The organism is Stenotrophomonas sp. YIM B06876 (assembly GCF_030711595.1).
Taxonomy (GTDB): Bacteria; Pseudomonadota; Gammaproteobacteria; order Xanthomonadales; family Xanthomonadaceae; genus Stenotrophomonas.
This window is the reverse complement of sequence record NZ_JAUJUJ010000001.1, coordinates 112,193-131,928: the sequence shown is the minus strand read 5'-3', so window position 1 is coordinate 131,928 and position 19,736 is coordinate 112,193. Positions and strand designations below refer to the sequence as shown.

The 19,736-nt window shown below is 66.8% G+C and carries 16 protein-coding genes and 1 tRNA gene; 10 read left to right on the top strand and 7 right to left on the bottom strand.

What is annotated here, in order from left to right:
• Positions 1 to 2 precede the first annotated feature (2 nt).
• The 3 genes from guaB (at position 3) to QZH66_RS00530 (ending at position 6,337) form a co-directional block, all read left to right on the top strand.
• Positions 3 to 1,463, top strand: a complete 1,461-nt coding sequence (guaB, locus tag QZH66_RS00540) for an IMP dehydrogenase (RefSeq protein ID WP_305803994.1) — start codon at positions 3 to 5, stop codon at positions 1,461 to 1,463.
• Positions 1,464 to 1,551: 88 nt separating this feature from the next.
• Positions 1,552 to 3,117, top strand: coding sequence for a glutamine-hydrolyzing GMP synthase (gene guaA / locus QZH66_RS00535; protein ID WP_305803993.1), 1,566 nt, complete (start codon positions 1,552 to 1,554; stop codon positions 3,115 to 3,117).
• Positions 3,118 to 3,469: 352 nt separating this feature from the next.
• Positions 3,470 to 6,337, top strand: coding sequence for a ligand-binding sensor domain-containing diguanylate cyclase (locus QZH66_RS00530; protein WP_305803992.1), 2,868 nt, complete (start codon positions 3,470 to 3,472; stop codon positions 6,335 to 6,337).
• A gap of 202 nt (positions 6,338 to 6,539) precedes the next feature.
• On the opposite strand, the gene QZH66_RS00525 is transcribed toward QZH66_RS00530, so the two are convergent.
• From QZH66_RS00525 to QZH66_RS00505, 5 genes are all read right to left on the bottom strand, one after another.
• Complete coding sequence (locus tag QZH66_RS00525) at positions 6,540 to 7,427, bottom strand: DMT family transporter (RefSeq protein ID WP_305804105.1); 888 nt, start codon at positions 7,425 to 7,427, stop codon at positions 6,540 to 6,542.
• 32 nt (positions 7,428 to 7,459) lie between these two features.
• Positions 7,460 to 8,500: a UDP-N-acetylmuramate dehydrogenase gene (gene murB / locus QZH66_RS00520; protein WP_305803991.1), complete on the bottom strand. Its 1,041-nt coding sequence runs from the start codon at positions 8,498 to 8,500 to the stop codon at positions 7,460 to 7,462.
• A complete protein-coding gene (locus QZH66_RS00515) occupies positions 8,497 to 9,552 on the bottom strand; it encodes a quinone-dependent dihydroorotate dehydrogenase (protein WP_305803990.1) in 1,056 nt (351 codons plus the stop codon). The genes murB and QZH66_RS00515 overlap by 4 nt, the downstream gene beginning before the upstream one ends.
• A 130-nt stretch (positions 9,553 to 9,682) precedes the next feature.
• On the bottom strand, positions 9,683 to 9,979 hold the full coding sequence (locus QZH66_RS00510; RefSeq protein WP_305803989.1) for a DUF4190 domain-containing protein: 297 nt from the start codon (positions 9,977 to 9,979) through the stop codon (positions 9,683 to 9,685).
• Positions 9,980 to 10,103: 124 nt separating this feature from the next.
• A complete protein-coding gene (locus tag QZH66_RS00505) occupies positions 10,104 to 11,636 on the bottom strand; it encodes an aldehyde dehydrogenase family protein (RefSeq protein WP_305803988.1) in 1,533 nt (510 codons plus the stop codon).
• A gap of 160 nt (positions 11,637 to 11,796) precedes the next feature.
• Between QZH66_RS00505 and QZH66_RS00500 the strand changes: the two genes are divergently transcribed.
• Positions 11,797 to 11,873 (top strand) — tRNA-Arg (locus QZH66_RS00500).
• A gap of 257 nt (positions 11,874 to 12,130) precedes the next feature.
• Here QZH66_RS00500 and QZH66_RS00495 read toward each other — a convergent pair.
• The gene (locus QZH66_RS00495; RefSeq protein ID WP_305803987.1) at positions 12,131 to 12,364 is read right to left on the bottom strand and encodes a hypothetical protein; all 234 of its coding nucleotides are present in this window, start codon (positions 12,362 to 12,364) and stop codon (positions 12,131 to 12,133) included.
• Positions 12,365 to 12,431: 67 nt separating this feature from the next.
• On the opposite strand from QZH66_RS00495, the gene QZH66_RS00490 reads away from it, so the two are divergent.
• The 6 genes from QZH66_RS00490 (at position 12,432) to thrC (ending at position 19,103) form a co-directional block, all read left to right on the top strand.
• The gene (locus QZH66_RS00490) at positions 12,432 to 12,611 is read left to right on the top strand and encodes a hypothetical protein (RefSeq protein ID WP_305803986.1); all 180 of its coding nucleotides are present in this window, start codon (positions 12,432 to 12,434) and stop codon (positions 12,609 to 12,611) included.
• A gap of 297 nt (positions 12,612 to 12,908) precedes the next feature.
• Complete coding sequence (locus QZH66_RS00485; protein WP_305803985.1) at positions 12,909 to 13,856, top strand: DMT family transporter; 948 nt, start codon at positions 12,909 to 12,911, stop codon at positions 13,854 to 13,856.
• Positions 13,857 to 14,103: 247 nt separating this feature from the next.
• Positions 14,104 to 14,241 carry a hypothetical protein gene (locus tag QZH66_RS00480; protein WP_305803984.1) on the top strand — a complete coding sequence of 46 codons (138 nt, stop codon included), beginning with the start codon at positions 14,104 to 14,106 and terminating at the stop codon, positions 14,239 to 14,241.
• A 94-nt stretch (positions 14,242 to 14,335) separates the two neighbouring features.
• Positions 14,336 to 16,849: a bifunctional aspartate kinase/homoserine dehydrogenase I gene (gene thrA / locus QZH66_RS00475; protein ID WP_305803983.1), complete on the top strand. Its 2,514-nt coding sequence runs from the start codon at positions 14,336 to 14,338 to the stop codon at positions 16,847 to 16,849.
• Positions 16,846 to 17,766 carry a homoserine kinase gene (locus QZH66_RS00470; RefSeq protein WP_305803982.1) on the top strand — a complete coding sequence of 307 codons (921 nt, stop codon included), beginning with the start codon at positions 16,846 to 16,848 and terminating at the stop codon, positions 17,764 to 17,766. Before thrA ends, QZH66_RS00470 begins: the two co-directional genes overlap by 4 nt.
• A gap of 38 nt (positions 17,767 to 17,804) precedes the next feature.
• On the top strand, positions 17,805 to 19,103 hold the full coding sequence (gene thrC / locus QZH66_RS00465; protein ID WP_305803981.1) for a threonine synthase: 1,299 nt from the start codon (positions 17,805 to 17,807) through the stop codon (positions 19,101 to 19,103).
• 32 nt (positions 19,104 to 19,135) lie between these two features.
• Here the strand turns inward: thrC and QZH66_RS00460 are convergent, their stop codons facing one another.
• Positions 19,136 to 19,693 carry a hypothetical protein gene (locus tag QZH66_RS00460; protein WP_305803980.1) on the bottom strand — a complete coding sequence of 186 codons (558 nt, stop codon included), beginning with the start codon at positions 19,691 to 19,693 and terminating at the stop codon, positions 19,136 to 19,138.
• Between the last annotated feature and the right edge of the window lie 43 nt (positions 19,694 to 19,736).

The window sequence follows — 19,736 nt, the reverse complement described above, 5'->3', positions numbered from 1 at the left end:
CGATGCTGCGCATCCAGGCTGAAGCACTGACCTACGACGACGTTTCGCTCGTCCCCGCCCACTCCATTGTCCTGCCCAAGGATGTCGATCTCGGGACGCGCCTGACGCGCGATCTGCGGTTGAAGCTGCCGGTTGTCTCGGCGGCCATGGATACCGTCACTGAAGCCCGTCTTGCCATAGCGATGGCCCAGATTGGCGGCATCGGCATCATCCACAAGAACCTGGCCCTTGAGCAGCAGGCTGCCGAAGTGGCCAAGGTCAAGAAGTTCGAATCCGGCGTGATTCGCGACCCGATCACGGTCGGTCCGGAAACCACGATCCGCGACGTGCTGGCGCTGACCCAGGCGCACAATATTTCCGGGGTGCCGGTGGTGGACGACAGCGGCCAGCTGGCCGGCATCGTCACCCACCGTGACATGCGCTTCGAGACTGAACTCGACGATCCGGTCCGCCACATCATGACCAAGAAGGATCGCCTGATCACGGTCAAGGAAGGCGCCGCCTCGGTCGAAGTGCTGCAGCTGCTGCACAGGAACCGCATCGAAAAGGTGCTGGTGGTCAACGATGCGTTTGAACTGCGCGGCCTGATCACGGTCAAGGACATCCAGAAGAAGACCGACAACCCCAACGCCGCCAAGGACGCCTCGACCCGTTTGCTGGTCGGCGCCGCGGTAGGCGTGGGCGGTGATACCGAGCGCCGTGTCGAGGCGCTGGTCGCGGCGGGTGTTGACGTGCTGGTGGTGGATACCGCGCACGGCCACTCGCAGGGCGTGCTGGACCGCGTGCGCTGGGTGAAGAAGAACTTCCCGGGCGTGCAGGTCATCGGCGGCAACATCTGTACCGGTGATGCGGCGCTGGCGCTGCTCGACTGCGGCGCCGATGGCGTCAAGGTCGGCATCGGCCCGGGCTCGATCTGCACCACGCGCGTGGTGGCAGGCGTGGGCGTGCCGCAGATCACCGCCATCGACCTGGTGGCCGAAGCGCTGCAGGACCGCATCCCGCTGATCGCCGATGGCGGCATCCGCTATTCGGGCGATATCGGCAAGGCGCTGGCCGCCGGTGCCTCCACGGTGATGATCGGTGGCCTGTTCGCCGGTACCGAGGAATCGCCGGGCGAAACCGAACTGTTCCAGGGCCGCAGCTACAAGAGCTACCGCGGCATGGGTTCGCTGGCGGCGATGGAAAAGGGCAGCAAGGATCGCTACTTCCAGGATTCGGCCGATGCCGACAAGCTGGTGCCCGAGGGCATCGAAGGCCGCGTGCCGTACCGTGGTCCGGTCGGTGGCATCGTCCATCAGCTGATGGGCGGCCTGCGCGCCACGATGGGCTACGTGGGTTGCGGCACCATCGAGGAAATGCGCACCCAGCCGAAGTTTGTGAAGATCAGCGGTGCCGGCCAGCGTGAGAGCCACGTCCACGACGTGCAGATCACCAAGGAACCACCGAACTACAGAATGGGCTGATCCAGTCCGAACGCAAAGAGGGAGACGTTCGCGTGTCCCTCTTTTCGTATCCGCCATCCGTTTCCCGACTTGCACCTGCATTGGCGACATGACCAACATCCATAACGACAAGATCCTCATCCTCGATTTCGGCGCGCAGTACACGCAGCTGATCGCCCGCCGCATCCGCGAGTTCGGCGTGTATTGCGAAATCTGGGCGTGGGACCACGATCCTGACGAGATCGCCGCCTTCGGCGCCAAGGGCATCATCCTGTCCGGTGGCCCGGAATCGACCACACTGGCGGACGCGCCCGCCGCGCCGCAGCAGGTGTTCGACAGCGGCCTGCCGATCCTGGGCATCTGCTACGGCATGCAGACCCTGGCCGCGCAGCTGGGCGGTGCCACCGAAGCGGCGGACCAGCGCGAGTTCGGCCATGCCGAAGTGACGCTGCTGGGCAACGATGCGCTGCTGGGTGGCCTGTCCGACCACGCCGGTGAGCCGCGTCTGGATGTGTGGATGAGCCACGGCGACCACGTGTCGCAGGCGCCGCCGGGCTTCGTGATCACCGCGGTCACCGATCGGATTCCGGTGGCGGCGATGGCCAACGAGGACAAGCGCTGGTACGGCGTGCAGTTCCACCCGGAAGTCACGCACACCAGGCAGGGCTCGGCGCTGCTCAAGCGCTTTGTCACCGGGATCTGCGGCTGCGCCACGTTGTGGACGGCGGCCAACATCATCGAGGACCAGATTGCCCGCGTGCGCGAGCAGGTCGGCGATGACGAGGTGATCCTCGGCCTGTCCGGCGGCGTCGACTCCTCGGTGGTCGCCGCGCTGCTGCACAAGGCGATCGGCGACAAGCTGACCTGCGTGTTCGTCGATACCGGCCTGCTGCGCTGGCAGGAAGGCGACCAGGTGATGGCGATGTTCGCCGAACACATGGGCGTCAAGGTGATCCGCGTCAATGCCGCGGACCGCTATTTCACCGCGCTCGAAGGCGTGGTCGACCCGGAGGCCAAGCGCAAGATCATCGGCAACCTGTTCGTCGATATTTTCGACGAAGAGTCCAACAAGCTCAGCAACGCCAAGTGGCTGGCGCAGGGCACCATCTACCCGGACGTGATCGAGTCGGCCGGCAGCAAGACCGGCAAGGCCCACGTCATCAAGAGCCACCACAACGTCGGCGGCCTGCCCGAACACATGAAGCTGGGCCTGGTCGAGCCGCTGCGTGAGCTGTTCAAGGACGAAGTGCGCCGTCTCGGCGTCGAGCTCGGGCTGCCCCGCAGCATGGTCTACCGGCATCCGTTCCCGGGCCCGGGCCTGGGCGTGCGCATCCTCGGCGAGGTGAAGCGCGAGTACGCCGAGCTGCTGGCCAAGGCCGATGCGATCTTCATCGAGGAACTGCGCAAGGCCGATCTGTATGACAAGACCAGCCAGGCGTTCGCGGTGTTCCTGCCGGTGAAGTCGGTCGGCGTGGTCGGCGATGCGCGCGCGTACGAGTGGGTGATCGCGCTGCGTGCGGTGGAAACCATCGACTTCATGACCGCACACTGGTCACACCTGCCGTACGACTTTCTCGGCCGCGTCTCCAACCGCATCATCAACGAGCTGCGCGGCGTCTCGCGCGTGGTCTATGACATCTCCGGCAAGCCGCCGGCGACGATCGAGTGGGAATGAGCCGGCAGTGGCAAGCGTCTGCGCCGCAACGCGCTTGAATCAGCAGTGCACAACAACGCCCCGTCAGGGGCGTTGTTGTGTAAACGCACTTGCGCTCGGTGGATTCAATGTGGCCGCGTCAATAATGTCGACCAATGGCCGATATCACTATGGCCAGTGTCCGTTGGCATCCGGCGGTTGGACGGGGGCTTTGCTATTTTTTCCAGACTCTTATTGGTCGAACAGGTGATAGTCGATGCCGCATGACGCCTTTGCTTCGCGCAGCGGATTTGATCCGCGCAGCAAGGCGTATCGGGGTTCTCGTTCTGGATATGCGCCGGGGCTGGCGCGGTGTTTCGTGTACGGAAAGCGAATGCGCGGTGTGTTGTTGCTGTGCCTGCTTTTTCTGGACGCGTGGCCGGCACTGGGCTTGCCGTCCAAGCCGCTCGACGGCTATTTCAAGGAAGTGTGGACCACCCGCGAAGGGCTTCCACACAACCTGATCCACGGCATCGCACAGACGCAGGACGGCTATCTGTGGTTCGCCACCTGGGAAGGCGTGGTGCGCTACAACGGGATCGATTTCCGTCTCTTCGACCAGCATGTCATCCCCGAACTGCGCGACAGCGGCGTGCTGGCCCTGCGGTTGGCGCGTGATGGCGGCTTGCTGCTGGGGACGGCGAGCGGTGGCGTGGTGCGTTATCACGCGGGGCGCTGGAGCGCCTGGCCGGGGAGCGAGGCGCTGCCGCAGGATCAGGTCATCGACCTGGTGGAGGGCCGTGACGGCGCGCTGTGGGTGGGTACCCACGGTAGCGGCGTACTGCGCATCGACAGCAGCGGCGCGATGACGCGTTTCGGTGTTGGCGCCGGCCTGCCCAGCCATTCCGTGCAGAAGATGCTGCAAGCAGACGACGGCACGCTCTGGGTCGCCACCACGGGCGGGCTGGCGCGCTATTCGAACGGGCGTTTTGCGGCACTGGGCGCAGCGCAGGGATTGCCGCCCGGACAGGCGTTCAATGTGGTATCCGGGCCGGATGGCCGCATCCATGTGGGTATGGAGCAGGGCGCGTGGCGGCAGGACGGCGAACGGTTTGCACCGCTGGCGCCGGACATGCCGTCCTCCAACGTGACCCGCATGATGGTGGAAGCCGACGGCACGGTTTGGCTGGGCACGGTCACCGGACTGTACCGGCACAGCCCGGGCTATGGGCTGGAACGGATCGGCACCGCCAACGGTCTGCCCAACGAACAGGTTTCCGCACTCTGGCAGGATCGCGAAAGCAGCCTGTGGGTCGGTACCAATGGCGGACTCCTGCGCCTGCGCGATGCGCCCTTCAGCACCTTCGGCCTGCAGGATGGGCTGCCCAACGCCTATGTGCGCAGCGTGCTGGCCGATACGCAGGGCACCCTCTGGATCGCTACCAGCGATGGCCTGGGCTGGCTGCGCAAGGGTCGTTTCAGCGCAGCCGGCAGCCGCGCCGGCCTGCCTGGCGATTCCCTGCTCAGTCTCGCCAGGTCGCGCGCGGGCGGTGTCTGGGTTGGCACCTACAGTCATGGCGCGGCGCTGTGGGACGGTCGCGTGCGCCGCCACCTCGACAGCCGCAGCGGCCTGACCGGCAATCAGGTGCGCGCCCTGCTGGAAAGCGCTGACGGCACGCTCTGGATCGGCACCTCGCGCGGGCTGAACCGGGTCGATGCGCGGGGTGTGCGGCACTACACCATGGCCCAGGGCATGCCCAGTGACTTCATCATCGCGCTGCACGAGGATCGTCACGGCGCGCTGTGGGTCGGCACCTCCAACGGGCTGGCACAGATCGAAGGCGAGCATGTCCGCGCTTATTCGCTGCGCGATTTCGGTGCCAGCAACGTATTCGGCCTGCACGAAACCGAAGACGGCACGCTCTGGCTGGCGACCAATCAGGGAGTCATCCGCCGCCGCGACGGACACATGCGCCTGATCGGCACAGGGCAGGGATTGCCGGTGGCCAAGATCTTCCAGGTGCTGGAAGACGGCGAAGACCGGTTCTGGCTCACCTCCAATCGCGGCATGCTGCGGGTGGCACGACACGATCTGGACGCCGTAGCCGATGGCCGGCAATCGGACCTGGACGTGGAGTGGTTCGACGAGGGCGACGGCCTGGTGAGCGCACAGAACAACGGCAATTCCGGGCCGGCGGCGTGGCGCACAACGGATGGAAAGCTCTGGTTCGCCACCGCCGGTGGACTGGCGATGACGGCGCCGGGCCGCATCCACGAACTCACCCGCACGCCACCGCCAGTGGTGATTGAAGAGGTGCGCGTGGATGATCGCCCCACGCCGCTGCAAGCCGCACTTCGCCTGCCACCGGGCACGCGCAAGCTGGAGCTGCACTTCGCAGGCTTGAGCTATCTGATTCCGAGGAAAATCCGCTATCGCTACCGGCTCGATGGCTTCGATTCGGATTGGGTCGAACGCGGCTCACTGCGGTTTGCGCAGTTCACCAACCTCGAACCCGGCGATTACGTATTCCGCGTATCCGCCGCGCATCCCAATGGCGGCTGGAGCCGCGAGGAAGCGCGCATCGCGTTGCACGTCCAGCCCCGGCTGGTGCAGCGCAGCGATTTCCGGCTTGGGCTGGCGGCGCTGGCGCTGCTGGCGCTGTATGGTTTCTATCGCTGGCGCGTGCATGCGCTGCAGGCGGCCAGGCGCCAGCTCAGCACGCAGGTGGAGCAGCGTACCCGTGCTCTGCGCGTCCAGGCCGGCGCGTTCGAGCGGCAGGCGCGCGAGGACGCGCTCACCGGGCTGATGAACCGGCGTGCCTTTGACGAAGCCCTTGCGCGCGACTTTGACAGAGCTGCGAAGGAGGGCACGCCGCTGACCCTGGCCATGGCCGACCTGGATTATTTCAAGCGCATCAACGATGGGTATTCGCACACCGCCGGCGATGCGGCACTGCGCGCCGCTGCAGCCACGATCCGCGCACATGCTGGCGACGGCGTGCTTGCTGCGCGCTGGGGCGGCGAGGAGTTCGCGCTGCTGTTTCCCGGCCTTGCACGCGAACAGGCGCTGGCGCGCTGTGAAAGGTTGCGCCAGGCGGTGGCCGCCATCGATACCTCCGGCTTTGCCCCGGGATTCACGATGAGCGTGAGCATGGGTGTGGCCGATCGCGTGGGGCTGACCCATCACGAAAAACTCCTCAACCGCGCCGACGCGCTGCTCTACCAGGCCAAACGCAGCGGGCGCAACCGCGTGTGCGGATGATGCAGTGATATTTCCTGCGGCGGGATGGCCCGCAGGGCCGGTTCCCCCAAAGGAGGGGGTTGAAGGCACCATGCTCGCCATCGGCGCTGTCCGATGGCCGATGCATTCTCTATGCCACTGGAGTTCGCCTTCGCGCACAACCTGAGCGTGGCTGTCTCTGTCTAATGCGTTGCCAGTGCAGTTGCTTCAGGCCGGCCGACGGCTATTCGGTGACCTTGCCGGTGGCACATGGCGCCTGCGAGGCCGCCCGGCGCTTCAGCACCGCTTCGCGGTGGGCGATGTAGGCATTGGACCCAAGGATGATGCAGGCGCCGATCACGGTCCAGCGGTCCAGCGTCTCGCCAAACAGAAGCCAGCCGAACATGGCCACCAGCGGCAACTGCATGAAGCTGATCGGGGTCAGTGCCGATACTTCGCCCAGGCGCAGGGCGCGGGTCCACAGCAGCTGCCCGAGGGTGCCGAACACGCCGGTGGCGGCCAGCCACAGCCAGGCGATGCCGGCAGGCCAGGTCCAGACAAACAGTGCCGGCACCAGCGACATCGGCACCCAGAACACATAGGTGTAGAACACCACCGTGTCGGCACCATCGGTACGGGTGAGCTGTTTGATCTGGATCGCCACCACGGCGCTGAGCAGGGCGCCCAGCACCGCGACCAGGGTGCCGGCCTCGAAGCCGGCCTGGCCCGGGCGCACGATGATCAGCACGCCGATAAAGCCGCAGATGACCGCCGCCCAGCGCCGCGCGCGCACGATTTCGCCCAGCCACAGCACCGCGGCGATGGTGACGAACAGCGGGGTGGAATAGGACAGCGACACCGCCTGCGACAGCGGCAGATGGCCGACCGCCCAGAAGCCGCAAAGCATGGAGCCCAGGCCGATGGCGCTGCGCACGAAGTAACGCGGCAGCTGCTGCGTGCGCAGCGGTGCATTGCCCGGACGCAGCAGCATCGGCACCATCGCGAGCAGGCCGAACGCATTGCGGAAAAACGCCACTTCCTGGGTTGGCACATGGGCGGTCGCCAGGCGGATGGCCACGGCCATGATGCCGAAGGCCATGGTGCTGCCCAGCATCAGCAGGGCGGCACGCAGGGCGTCGTTGGAGGGCAGATGCGTGGCCGGGCTCACCACTGTGCGCCGATCAGGCGCGGCTCCGGTTCGATGGCAACGCCGAATTTCTCCCGGACCGAGGCGGAGACCTTGCGCGCCAGGGCCAGCAGTTCGGCTCCGGTCGCATTGCCGTGATTGACCAGTACCAGCGCATGGCTGGGCGCGACCCCGGCATCGCCCTCGCGGTGGCCTTTCCAGCCGCACGATTCGATCATCCACGCGGCCGAGACCTTGCGCAGGCTGTCATCGCCGGCGGGAAACACCGGCAGCTGCGGGAAGTGCCGACGCAACACCTCGACCTGCTCGCCTGGCAGGATCGGATTCTTGAAGAAGCTGCCGGCATTGCCGAGCACGTCCGGGTCGGGCAGTTTGCGGCGGCGGATGCTGATCACCGCATTGGCCACGTCGGCGGCGCCGGGAAGCTCCACGCCCATTGTCTCCAGCTCCTCATGGATGCCGGCATATTCCATGCGCAGGCTGTGCAGGAACGGCAGCCGCAGTTCCACGGCAGTAATCAGGTAACGGTCTGGCCGCTGTTTGAACAGGCTGTCGCGATAGCCGAACCGGCACTGCGCCGGTTCAAAACGCACAAATGCCTGCTCGGCGGTATCCCAGGCGTCGACGGCATGGATGAATTCGTCCACCTGCACGCCGTAGGCGCCGATGTTCTGGATCGGGGCCGCGCCGACGGTGCCGGGAATCAAGGCCAGGTTCTCCAGGCCGGACAGGCCTTCCGTCAGCGACCACATCACCAGCTGGTGCCAGTTCACGCCGGCGCCGGCGCGGACAAGGGCATGGTCGGCGCGATGCTCAAGGATGCGGATGTCCTCGTTGCCGAAGACCAGCACGGTGGCGTCCGGATCGGCGGCAATCAGCACGTTGCTGCCACTGCCCAGTACCAGCAGCGGGCGGCCGCTGACGGCGGCCAGGGCCTCGGGCAGCACGTGCGGGTCGAACACCTGCAGCAGGCGCGGCGCGGTGGCGGCCACGTGGAAGGTGTTGAGGGTTTGCAGCGGCGCATTTTCGGTCAGTGACCAGCGGCGGACATCACTCATAGTGGAGCCGGTGCTCCGCCGCTGGGCGATTCACGCCGCCGCCGGATCGCCGCCACGCACTCGCCAATCAATGCCGGGCCGCGGAAGATCAGGCCGCTGTAGCACTGCACCAGTGCCGCGCCGGCCGAGGTCTTGGCTACCGCATCGGCACCGGAAAGGATGCCACCGACCCCGATCAGCGGGATGCTCTCGGCCAGGCGCGCGCGCATGCGGCGCAGCACCAGGGTCGACTGGCCCAGCAGCGGAGCGCCGGACAGCCCGCCCATCTCCTTCGCGTGCGGGTCGCCTTCCACCGCCTGGCGGTCAACCGTGGTGTTGGTGGCAATCACGCCATCGACCGCAAGCTCGGACAGCACGCGCGCGGCGGCCTCGATGTCGCGGTCGTTCAGGTCCGGGGCGATCTTGACCAGCATCGGTACACGCCGGCCATGTTTGGCGGCCAGCTGTTCCTGGCATTCGCGTAATCCCCCCACCAGCTGCCGCAGCGCCTGTTCCTCCTGCAGCTCGCGCAGGCCGGCGGTGTTGGGCGAGGAGATGTTCACGGTGATGTAGTCGGCCAGCGGATACACCCGCTCCATGCAGTGCACGTAGTCCGACAGCGCATCTTCATTGGCGGTGTCCTTGTTCTTGCCGATGTTGATGCCCAGTGGTCCGGCCCGGCGCTGTACGCGCTCGACGTTCTTCACCAGCGCATCCACGCCAAGGTTGTTGAAACCCATGCGGTTGATGATGGCGTTATGGCGGGGCAGGCGGAACAGGCGTGGCCGCGGATTGCCCTCCTGCGCGCGCGGGGTGACGGTCCCGATCTCGACAAAGCCGAAACCCAGCGCGAACAGCGCTTCGACATGTTCGCCGTTCTTGTCCAGGCCTGCGGCCAATCCCACCGGGTTGGGGAAGTCCAGACCGAACACCCGCGAGGGCAGCGGCTTGAGCCGGCTGGCCAGCAGTGGCGTGGTGCCGGTACGGTAGGCCAGTTCCAGTGCGGACAGACCGAGGCCGTGCGCACGTTCGGCATCCAGGGTGAACAGCAGGGGGCGGGCTAATGAGTACATTGGCTCAGCTCAGCATGCCGGCAACGGCGCAGGTTGGATATTCACTATCGACATGGCCCTGGCCACGGAGCGCCGCAACGATCCGGACCAGCTGCGACGGGGTTCGCTGAAGGACAGGGCGCTCATGGCTTCAGCTGTTGACCGCGGCCAGCCACGCCAGGCCGCCAAAGAACAGGATGAAGGCCAGGAAGGCCAGGATGGCCAGCACCCACAGCGCCACCGACACCCAGCCCAGCACCAGACCGGTGACCGCCAGTCCGTCGCCATCCAGCTGGCCATTGCTGCGGCGGATTTCACCGCGCGCCATGTGGCCGAAAATGATGGCGCCCAGGCTGCCGAGGAATGGCAGCAGGGTCCAGCCCAGAATGCCGGCGACCAGGCTGATCACCGCATAGCTGCTGGTCTGTCGTGGAGGGGGCAGGCTCATCGGGGAACTCCTTGTAGGGGTGGGGTTGCCGTGGCACTGGCGCAACCGGCTTTTCAGATGTGGAAAACGGACGGCCGAAAGCCGTCCGCTGTATCCGGCGGCTCCCGCGCGGGAGCCGCTGCCATCACAGGTCGAACTTGATGCCCTGGGCCAGCGGCAGCGAGTCTGAATAGTTGATGGTATTGGTCTGGCGACGCATATACACCTTCCATGCGTCCGAACCCGATTCGCGGCCGCCGCCGGTGTCCTTTTCGCCACCGAAGGCACCGCCGATCTCGGCACCGCTGGTGCCGATGTTGACGTTGGCGATGCCGCAATCCGAACCGGCCGCCGACAGGAAACGTTCGGCGGTTTTCAGGTTGGTGGTGAAGATCGACGAAGACAGGCCCTGCGGCACGCCGTTCTGCATGTCGATGGCTTCGTCCAGGGTGCTGTACTTCATCACGTACAGGATCGGGGCGAAGGTCTCGTGCTGGACGACCTCATCGCTGTTCTTCAGCCCGGTGACGATCGCCGGCAGCACGAAGTGGCCGGGGCGGTCGATCGCGGTGCCGCCGATTTCAACGGTACCGCCGCTGGCCTTGGCCTGGGCGATGGAGGCCAGGAACTGCTCCACGGCACCGGCGCTGTTGAGCGGGCCCATCAGGTTGGCCGGATCGGTCGGATCGCCGATCTTGCCTTCGACCTGCTTGTACGCCTTGACCAGCGTGGCCAGCACGTTGTCGTAGATCGATTCGTGCACGATCAGGCGGCGGGTGGTGGTGCAGCGCTGGCCGGCGGTGCCCACGGCACCGAACACGATGCCCGGCACAGCCAGTTTCAGATCGGCAGTCTCGTCCAGGATGATGGCGTTGTTGCCGCCCAGCTCCAGCAGGCTGCGGCCCAGGCGACGGGCGACACGCTCACCGACGACGCGACCGATGGCGGTCGAGCCGGTGAAGCTGATCAGCGGAATGCGGCGGTCATCGACCAGCTTTTCCGACAGCGCGGTGCCGGCATCGTTGATCAGGAAGAACAGGTCCGGGAAGCCGGCGTCCTTCAGTGCCTCGTTGCAGATCTTCATCGAGGCGATGGCGGTCAGCGGAGTCTTGTTGGACGGTTTCCAGATGCAGATATCGCCGCAGATCGCCGCCAGGAACGAGTTCCAGGCCCACACCGCGACCGGGAAGTTGAACGCCGAGATGATGCCGACCAGGCCCAGCGGCTGGTACTGCTCGTACATGCGGTGGCCGGGGCGCTCGGAGTGCATGGTGTAGCCGTACAGCATGCGGCTCTGGCCCAGCGCGAAGTCGGCGATGTCGATCATCTCCTGCACTTCGCCGTCGCCCTCGGGCTTGGACTTGCCCATTTCCAGTGCGACCAGCGAACCCAGTGCGTCCTTATGCTTGCGCAGCGCTTCGCCGCACAGGCGCACGGCTTCGCCGCGGCGCGGGGCCGGCGTGGTGCGCCATACCTTGAAGGCTTCCTGCGCGCGGGCGATCACGGTTTCGTAATCGGCCTCGGTGGTGGCCTGGACTTCGGCGATCACCTCGCCGGTGGCCGGATTCTGCGGGGTGATCACTCCTGCGCCGGTGGCCGAGGACCACTGACCGTTGCCCAGATAGGTGCCAGCGTTGGAAGCGTCGAGGCCGAGCGCCTTGAGCAGTTCAAAGGACATGAAATCTCCTGATTGCTTTGCGTTGTAGGACGCAGCCGCTGGCATCTGTGGGAGGCGGCATGCAGAGGCCCGATTTTAGCAGAGAGGGAGGGACAACCCCTGTTGCCGCTGGTACCCGCAGGGTGCGGCAAATGCGGCGCGCATGCGACAATGCCGGCTTGGCCCCGTAGCTCAGCTGGATAGAGCGTCCCCCTCCTAAGGGGAAGGTCGCCCGTTCGAATCGGGCCGGGGTCACCAGAATCAACAGCTTGCGAGGCGGTGATCGTGGGCGTTTGGCCGATTCCACCACTTTCAGCCTGGCATTTCCCTGCTGCCGCCGTCATGGCCGGAGCCTCCGGCTGCTGCTTCATCCCTCGCCAGTGGGGTCGCATTCGCTTCAAAAAGGGCGTGCCCCACGCGCGCTGCAGCACGGTTGGCGATGTGGAAGCGTTTGCCTGTGGCCGGGAAGATGAGGACGCCGCGCCTGTACCTCGACAGCGCCCCCCGTGGCTCCGTCAGCTCTTGAGAAGTTCGGCGATGAACTTCCTGTTGTCCTGCAGTTCCCTCACGGCTGAGCGCATTCCGGCTTCATGGGTCAGCACCCGATGAATCTCGCCTTCGATCTCGATCTCCTCGATGTCGTCGTCGGACTGCGCCTTTTGCAGGTTGATCCGAACCTCTCTGGCTCGCTTGCCGATCAGCAGCGCCCTGATGTCTTCCAGCAATCCGTTTTCCATCTCGCCCTCCATTCGGGTTGTTTGGTTTGAAGCCGCAGCCTAGCGCAAGGCGGGGCGCTGCTTCGTCGAAATGGTTGTGATGCAGGACATCAGCCAGGCCTACGGGCGGATGCTGGGAAGCGACGACAAGGATCGTTTCGTGATCGACACCAGGACCGCTCCGACCCGGGGCGCTGCATCGCTGCCGGCAACCGTGCGGGGTGTCTCGACCGGGCCGCAGGCCCCGGCAGGATGCGGGGCCTTCCTGTTTGCCGGCTGAAGAGGCCTCTGTTGTGGCTTCGCGGTTGGCATCGGCTGATCGCTGCGCAAGGGTGGGCTAAAATTGCGCTTCGCCGCCCGCGGATCATGTTCCCAGTTGTGCGCGGCGGGTTTTCTTCCTTGTGCCTGATGTTGATGTCGCGTCGCCTCCCATGATCCCGATCGATCTGCCATGCCTGCCTGGCGTACCCGCGCGCCAATGGCCGCCGTATTCACGATGCGCTGCGTGGTGGCCGATGCACACGCAAGGCCGCCGGCGGAGGGCTGGCGGCCGGTTCCGGACCGACAGGATGGAGGGGTGACGCGGCGGATGTGGAATGGCACCGCCAATGGCGTGGCCGCGGGCGCGCTTTGGGGGCTGGTGTTCCTGGCGCCTGCGGTGCTGTCCGGTTTTTCGCCGGTGCAATTGGCCGCTGCCCGTTATCTGATCTATGGCGCCCTCGCGCTGCTGTTGCTGGCGCCGCGCTGGCCGGCGCTCAGGGCCAGGGTGGGGCGGCAGGAATGGGGAGCGCTGACCTGGCTGAGTCTGCTCGGCAATCTGGTGTATTTCGTGCTGCTGGCGATGGCCGTGCAATTGAGTGGAGGCGCGGCCGCCTCGTTGATCGTCGGCATGGTGCCGGTTTTGGTGGCGGTGGTGGGCGCGCGCGAGGCCGGGGCTGTGCCGCTGGCCCGGCTGGCGCCGTCGCTGGTCCTGTGCGTTGCCGGGGTCGGATTGATGGGTTATGCGGCATTGGCCGGGTCACAGGCCGGCGGCACCATGGCCGGGCGTCTGCTGGGACTGCTGTGCGCGGTGGGGGCACTGGTCGCGTGGACCCTGTATTCGGTGGGCAATTCACGGTGGCTGGGGCGGTGTTCCGACATCTCCGGCCATGACTGGTCGTTGCTGACCGGGGTGGCGACCGGCGGGCTGGCATTGCTGCTGGTGCCGTGGGCGTTCAGCGCTGGCCCGGCGCACAGCGCGTCGCAATGGTGGGGGTTCTGGGCGGTGGCGGCGGCCGTGGCGGTATTCGCCTCGATCCTGGGCAATGCCTGCTGGAACCGGGCCAGCCGCCTGCTGCCGCTTACATTGAGCGGGCAGATGATTGTTTTTGAAACCCTGTTCGCGCTGCTTTACGGCTTTGTGTGGCAACAGCGTTGGCCCACCGGCCTGGAGCTGCTGGCGGTGGGCTTGCTGGTGGGTGGGGTGATGCTGTGTGCGCTGGCGCACCGGCCGGTGGCGGGGTTGGCACCGGTGCCGGGCGGCTGATCCCGCGCAGCGGGCCCTGCCCGGGCTGTGGATTGGAAGGTCGCCACGGGCGGGGGCCATGAGTGGCCATCAATGGGCCCGCGTAGCGGACCGGCCTGATTTTGCCGCCCGATCCTCGCCAGATGCGCGATGTTCGAAGTTGATGACATTTGCAACTTTTAATTACATGTTCGCAGACGATGTCTACTCCGGATCTTTTGCGCCGCAACACTTGACAGTGGCTTCGCCGCTGGTGTCCTCTAGATCCATGAATGCCGTCCAGACGCTTGCACTGCCCGATCTGCCGCCCGCCAGCGGGCTGCCGGCGTGCCGCGCGGCTGCATTCACCATCACCACCATCATTACCGTCACCACTCGCCCGGTGCGGGCCGTCGTCTTCGCGTAATTTCCGAAAACCACGGCCCCGCACCCGGATCAGGATGCGGGAACACCCTCATTCGCTGATACGTGTCCGGGGCCTCCAGCCGAGGTTCCATCCGATGTCGTCTGTTGCTGCTGCAAACCCCGTGGTCGCCGAGGCTCCCGTTGCCGCGCCGCGCACGCTGGTGCACAAGTTTGGCGGTACCTCGCTGGCCGATGCCGATCGCTACCGCCACGTCGCGCAATTGCTGCTGGCCCGCGACGAGCACATGCAGGTTGCTGTGGTGTCGGCGATGAAAGGCGTCACCGATGCGCTGATCACCCTGGCTGAACGGGCCGCCTGCAACCAGGCCGACTGGCGGGATCACTGGCATGACATCCGCGCCCGCCATGGCGCTGCGGCGGCATCGCTGCTGGGCGAGCATGCCGGCGCCACGGTGGAATGGCTGGATGCGCGCTTCGACCATCTGGCTGAAATCCTCGGCGCGCTGGCGGTGATCGGCGAGCTGCCGCGCGAGGTGCGGGACCGGGTGCAGGGGCTGGGGGAGGTGTTTTCCGCGCATCTGCTCGGCCACCACCTGCAGGCGCTCGGCGAGGACTGCGCGGTGCTGGATGCGCGTGAAGTGCTGGTGGTCGGCCATGGCGAACTGGGCGTGGATGTGGACTGGGCGCTGAGCGCGCAACGGCTGGCCACATGGCGGCGGCAGCATCCGCAGAAACGGGTGGTGGTCACCGGCTTTGTCGCCCGCGACCGCGACGATCACGTCACCACGCTGGGCCGCAATGGCAGTGATTTTTCCGGTGCGATCTTCGCTGCGCTGTTCAATGCCGACGAGCTGCATATCTGGACCGATGTCGATGGCGTGCTGTCGGCCGATCCGCGCATCGTGCCCGAGGCGGTGCAGCTGGGCACCCTCAGTTATGACGAGGCCTGCGAGCTGGCCTATTTCGGCGCCAAGGTGGTGCATCCGCAGACGATGTCGCCGGCGATCGCGCGCGGTCTGCCGATCATCATCCGCAACACCTTCCATCCCGATCATCCGGGCACCCGCATCACCGCCAGCAGTGCCAGCAGCGGGCCGATCAAGGGGCTGACCCTGAGTCCGGATCTGGCGGTGCTGAACCTGGAAGGCACCGGCCTGATCGGCGTGCCGGGTACCGCCGAGCGGGTGTTCGCCGCATTGCGCAACGCGCAGGTGTCGGTGGTGATGATTTCCCAGGGCTCCTCGGAGCATTCGATCTGCTGCGTGATCAAGCAGGCCGAATCGACCCGCGCGCGGGATTCCCTGCTGCAGGCCTTCGCCCATGAGCTGGCGCTGGGCCAGGTGCAGCGGGTGCAGCTGACGCCCGGCATCAGCGTGCTGGCGGCGGTGGGCGACGGCATGGCCGGGCAGCCGGGCGTGGCCGCGCGCCTGTTTGAATCGCTGGGGCGGGCGCAGGTCAACATCCTGGCGATCGCGCAGGGCTCGTCCGAGCGCAACATCTCGGTGGCGATCGACAGCCACGACGCCACCAAGGCGCTGCGCGCGGCGCATGCCGGCTTCTGGCTGTCGCCACAGACCTTCTCGGTCGGGGTGATCGGACCGGGCAATGTCGGTGCGGCGCTGCTGCAGCAGTTGCGCCTCGCCCAGCCGCAGTTGCTGGCCAAGGCCAGGCTGGATCTGCGCCTGCGCGCGGTCGCCTCGCGCAGCCGCATGCTGCTCGATCAGCGCGGATTGCAGGATGACTGGAAGCCGGCCTTCGATTCGGCAGCCAGCCAGCCGGCGGATCTGGAGCGGTTCACCGCGCATCTGCTGTCGGCGCGGTTGCCGCACAGCCTGATCATCGACTGCAGTGGCAGCAGTGAGGTGGCCGATCACTATGCGGCGTGGCTGGCGGCGGGCATCCATGTGGTCACACCGAACAAGCAGGCCGGCGCCGGGCCGCTGGATCGCTACCAGGCCATCCACGCGGCAGCGCAGGGCAGCGGCGCGCGGTTCCGCTACGAGGCCACGGTCGGGGCCGGTTTGCCGGTCATCACCACGCTGCGCGATCTGGTCGATACCGGCGATGAAGTCACCGCGATTGCCGGCATCTTCTCCGGCACGCTGGCATGGCTGTTCAACAAGTACGATGGCAGCGTCCCGTTCTCGGCACTGGTCACCCAGGCGCGGGCGATGGTGTATACCGAACCGGACCCGCGCGATGATCTGTCCGGCGTGGATGTGGCGCGCAAGCTGGTGATCCTGGCGCGCGAGGCCGGGCGCGAATTGAGCCTGCAGGACGTGAGCGTGGAAAGCCTGGTGCCGGCATCGCTGCGGCAGAACAGCGTGGAGGCGTTCATGGATCAGCTGTCCCGGATGGATGCGGCGTTGGCCCGGCGCCTGGCTGGGGCCAGATCGCGCGGCAATGTGCTGCGCTATGTCGCGCAACTGTCGCCGACGCTGGCACCCAGTGTCGGCCTGGTGGAACTGCCGGCCGATCACGCCTTCGCCAACCTGCGCCTGACCGACAACGTGGTCCAGTTCACCACCCGCCGGTACTGCGACAACCCGCTGGTGGTGCAGGGCCCGGGTGCCGGTCCGGAGGTCACCGCCGCCGGTGTTTTTGCCGACGTACTGCGGGTCGCCGCCGGTGAAGGGGCGCGACTGTGAGCGGCTGGATCCGGGCGTTTTCACCGGCATCGGTCGGCAATGTCGCGGTGGGGTTCGACATTCTCGGCCATGCCATTGCCGGGGTCGGCGATACCGTGGCGGTGCGCCGCATCGATGCGCTGGAAGTGCGCATCTCAGCCATCCGCGGCACTACCGTGGACCTGCCGTTGGATGCACCGGCCAATACCGCCGGGGCGGCGTTGATCGCGCTGCGCGAGGCGTTGCAGCTGCCGTTCGGATTCGAGATTGAAATCGACAAGGGCATTGCGCTGGGGTCGGGCATGGGCGGTTCGGCGGCCTCGTGCGTGGCGGCGCTGGTGGCCGCCAATGCCTTGCTGGAGCAGCCGCTCGCGCGCGAGGTGCTGTATCCATTCGCGCTGGCGGGCGAGGCGGTGGCCAGTGGCGGGCGGCATGGCGACAACCTCGGGCCGATGCTGCTGGGCGGGCTGGTGCTGGCCACGGCCGAGCGGATCATCCGCATCCCGGTGCCGGACGCCTGGCACAGCCTGCTGGTGCATCCGGACGCGGTGCTGGAAACCCGCCGCGCCCGCGTGGCATTGCAGGGCAGTTACGCGCTGCAGGAATTTGTCGCGCAGAGCGCCAACCTGGCGCTGGTGCTGACCGGCTGCCACAGCGCCGACGCGGCGCTGGTACGCGCGGGCCTGGCCGATGTGCTGGTCGAACCGCGGCGGGCACCGTTGATTGGCGGATTTGCCGCCGCCAAGTGTGCGCTGCTGGAAGCCGGAGCGATGGGCGCCAGCATCTCTGGCGCCGGGCCCAGCGTGTTCGGCTGGTTTGAAACCGGCGCTGCCGCCTTGGCCGCACGGGCGCCGGTGCAGTCGGCGTTCGCCGCCGCCGGATTCGACAGCCAGGGCTGGGTATCGCCGCTCAATTCGCCCGCCGCGCGGCTGCTGTGATGGCCCCCTTGCCCCGATCCGTTTTCCCACGGAGTGCCATGAACTTCATTTCCACCCGCGGCAACGCCCCTGTCGCCACGCTCAGCCAGGCCATCGCCGCCGGGCTCGCCCCCGATGGCGGCCTGTATGTGCCCGAACAGATGCCGCCGGCGCGCGCGCTGCAACCGGGCGCTTCGCTGGCGCAGACCGCCGCCACGCTGCTGCAGCCGTTCTTTGCGGGCGATGTGCTTGCAGGCGAGCTGCCCGCGATCTGCAGCGAGGCGTTCGATTTCCCGGCGCCGCTGCGGCCACTGGCGACCCCCGGCGACCACGTGCTGGAACTGTTCCACGGCCCGACCGCCGCATTCAAGGATTTCGGCGCCCGCTTCCTCGCCGCCAGCCTGTCGCGCTTGCGGGGCGGCAACGGCCGGCCGCTGACGGTCGTGGTCGCCACCTCCGGCGATACCGGCGCCGCCGTGGCCGCCGCGTTCCATCGCCAGCCGGGGTTGCAGGTGGTGGTGCTGTATCCGGACGGGCGCGTGTCGCCGCGACAGGCCCACCAGCTGGGCTGCCTGGGCGGCAACATCCGTGCGCTGCGGGTGGCCGGCTCGTTCGATGACTGCCAGGCGATGGTCAAGCAGGCGCTCGGCGATGCCGACCTGCAGGCGCGGCGGCCGCTGAGTTCGGCCAACAGCATCAGCCTGGGCCGCCTGCTGCCGCAGATGGGCTATTACGCCGATGCCGCGCTCCAGCATCAGGCGCGGCACGGCAAGCCGCTGAACCTGGTGATTCCCACCGGCAATCTCGGCAATGCGATGGCGGCGGTGCTGGCGCGCCAGCTCGGTGTGCCGCTGGGACGCATCGTGCTGGCCACCAATGCCAACCGGGTACTGCCGGATTATTTCGCCGGGGGCGACTACGTGCCGATGCCCAGTGTGGCGACGCTGGCCAATGCGATGGATGTCGGCGCGCCGAGCAATTTCGAACGGCTGCGCGGGTTCTATCGCGGTGACGATGCCGCCCTGCGCGCGGCGTTCATCGCGCGCGCGGTGGACGACGATGCCATCCGCGCCACCATCCGCCATCGCTTCGAAAACCAGGGCGAAGTGTTCTGTCCGCATACTGCCACCGCCCTCCACGTGCTTGCGCAGTTGCGCGCCAGTGGTGAGGCGGCGGCGGACCAGGACTGGGCGGTGGCCGCCACCGCACACCCGGCCAAGTTCGAAGCGGTGGTCGAGCCGCTGATCGGTCGCGAGGTGCCGGTGCCGGCGGCCTTGGCCGAACTGCTGCAGCGCCCGGCCCATGCAGAACCCTGCGCCCCGCAGTACGACGCCCTGCGCACCTGCTTGCTCGGCTGAAGTCGGCCGCCTGCCGGTCTGACTGATATCGCCTACTTGCGCTTTATCGGCGCGGTAGGTGTGGGGTCGGGTTGCGGCACTGTACGGGCTGCAATATTCGTTGGCGGAAATGGCACGGGTAAGGGCTTGCCGGCGTACAGGGCTTGAATTACCGGAAGTACAAAGACCGAGCGCAGGTTGCGCTGTTTTCGTGCCGGGTCGTAAAAGCCGTCGAGGTCAAATAACGAGGGGTCGTCGAAGTCGAGCTCGATCCGCGGGCCTCGGGCATGCGTGGCAATCAGGTAGTGATGGCCTACCACCAGGTTAACGCCACCGCACCAGCCGCTATAGAAGCGCAGTGTGCGGTAGCCGGTGGGATTGCCGTGCAGGGTCTGGATCACCGTGATCTCCCCGTCGACCCATTCGGTATAAACACTGCTTCCCAGCTGCTGGCGGACATAGGTCGCGCTGTCCAGCCGAAACACGAACGTGGACGTGGACGTCTTCAGCGCGTCTGCAAAGGTCCGCGCGCTCGGCGGCGGGGGCAAGCAGGCCAATGCCGCTGGTGTAGCCGAAACCAGGCAAAGCACGAGGATCAGGCAGGTTCGCATCGCCGTTCCAGGTCGGGTGACGCTGGCGATTATGCGTGGGCCA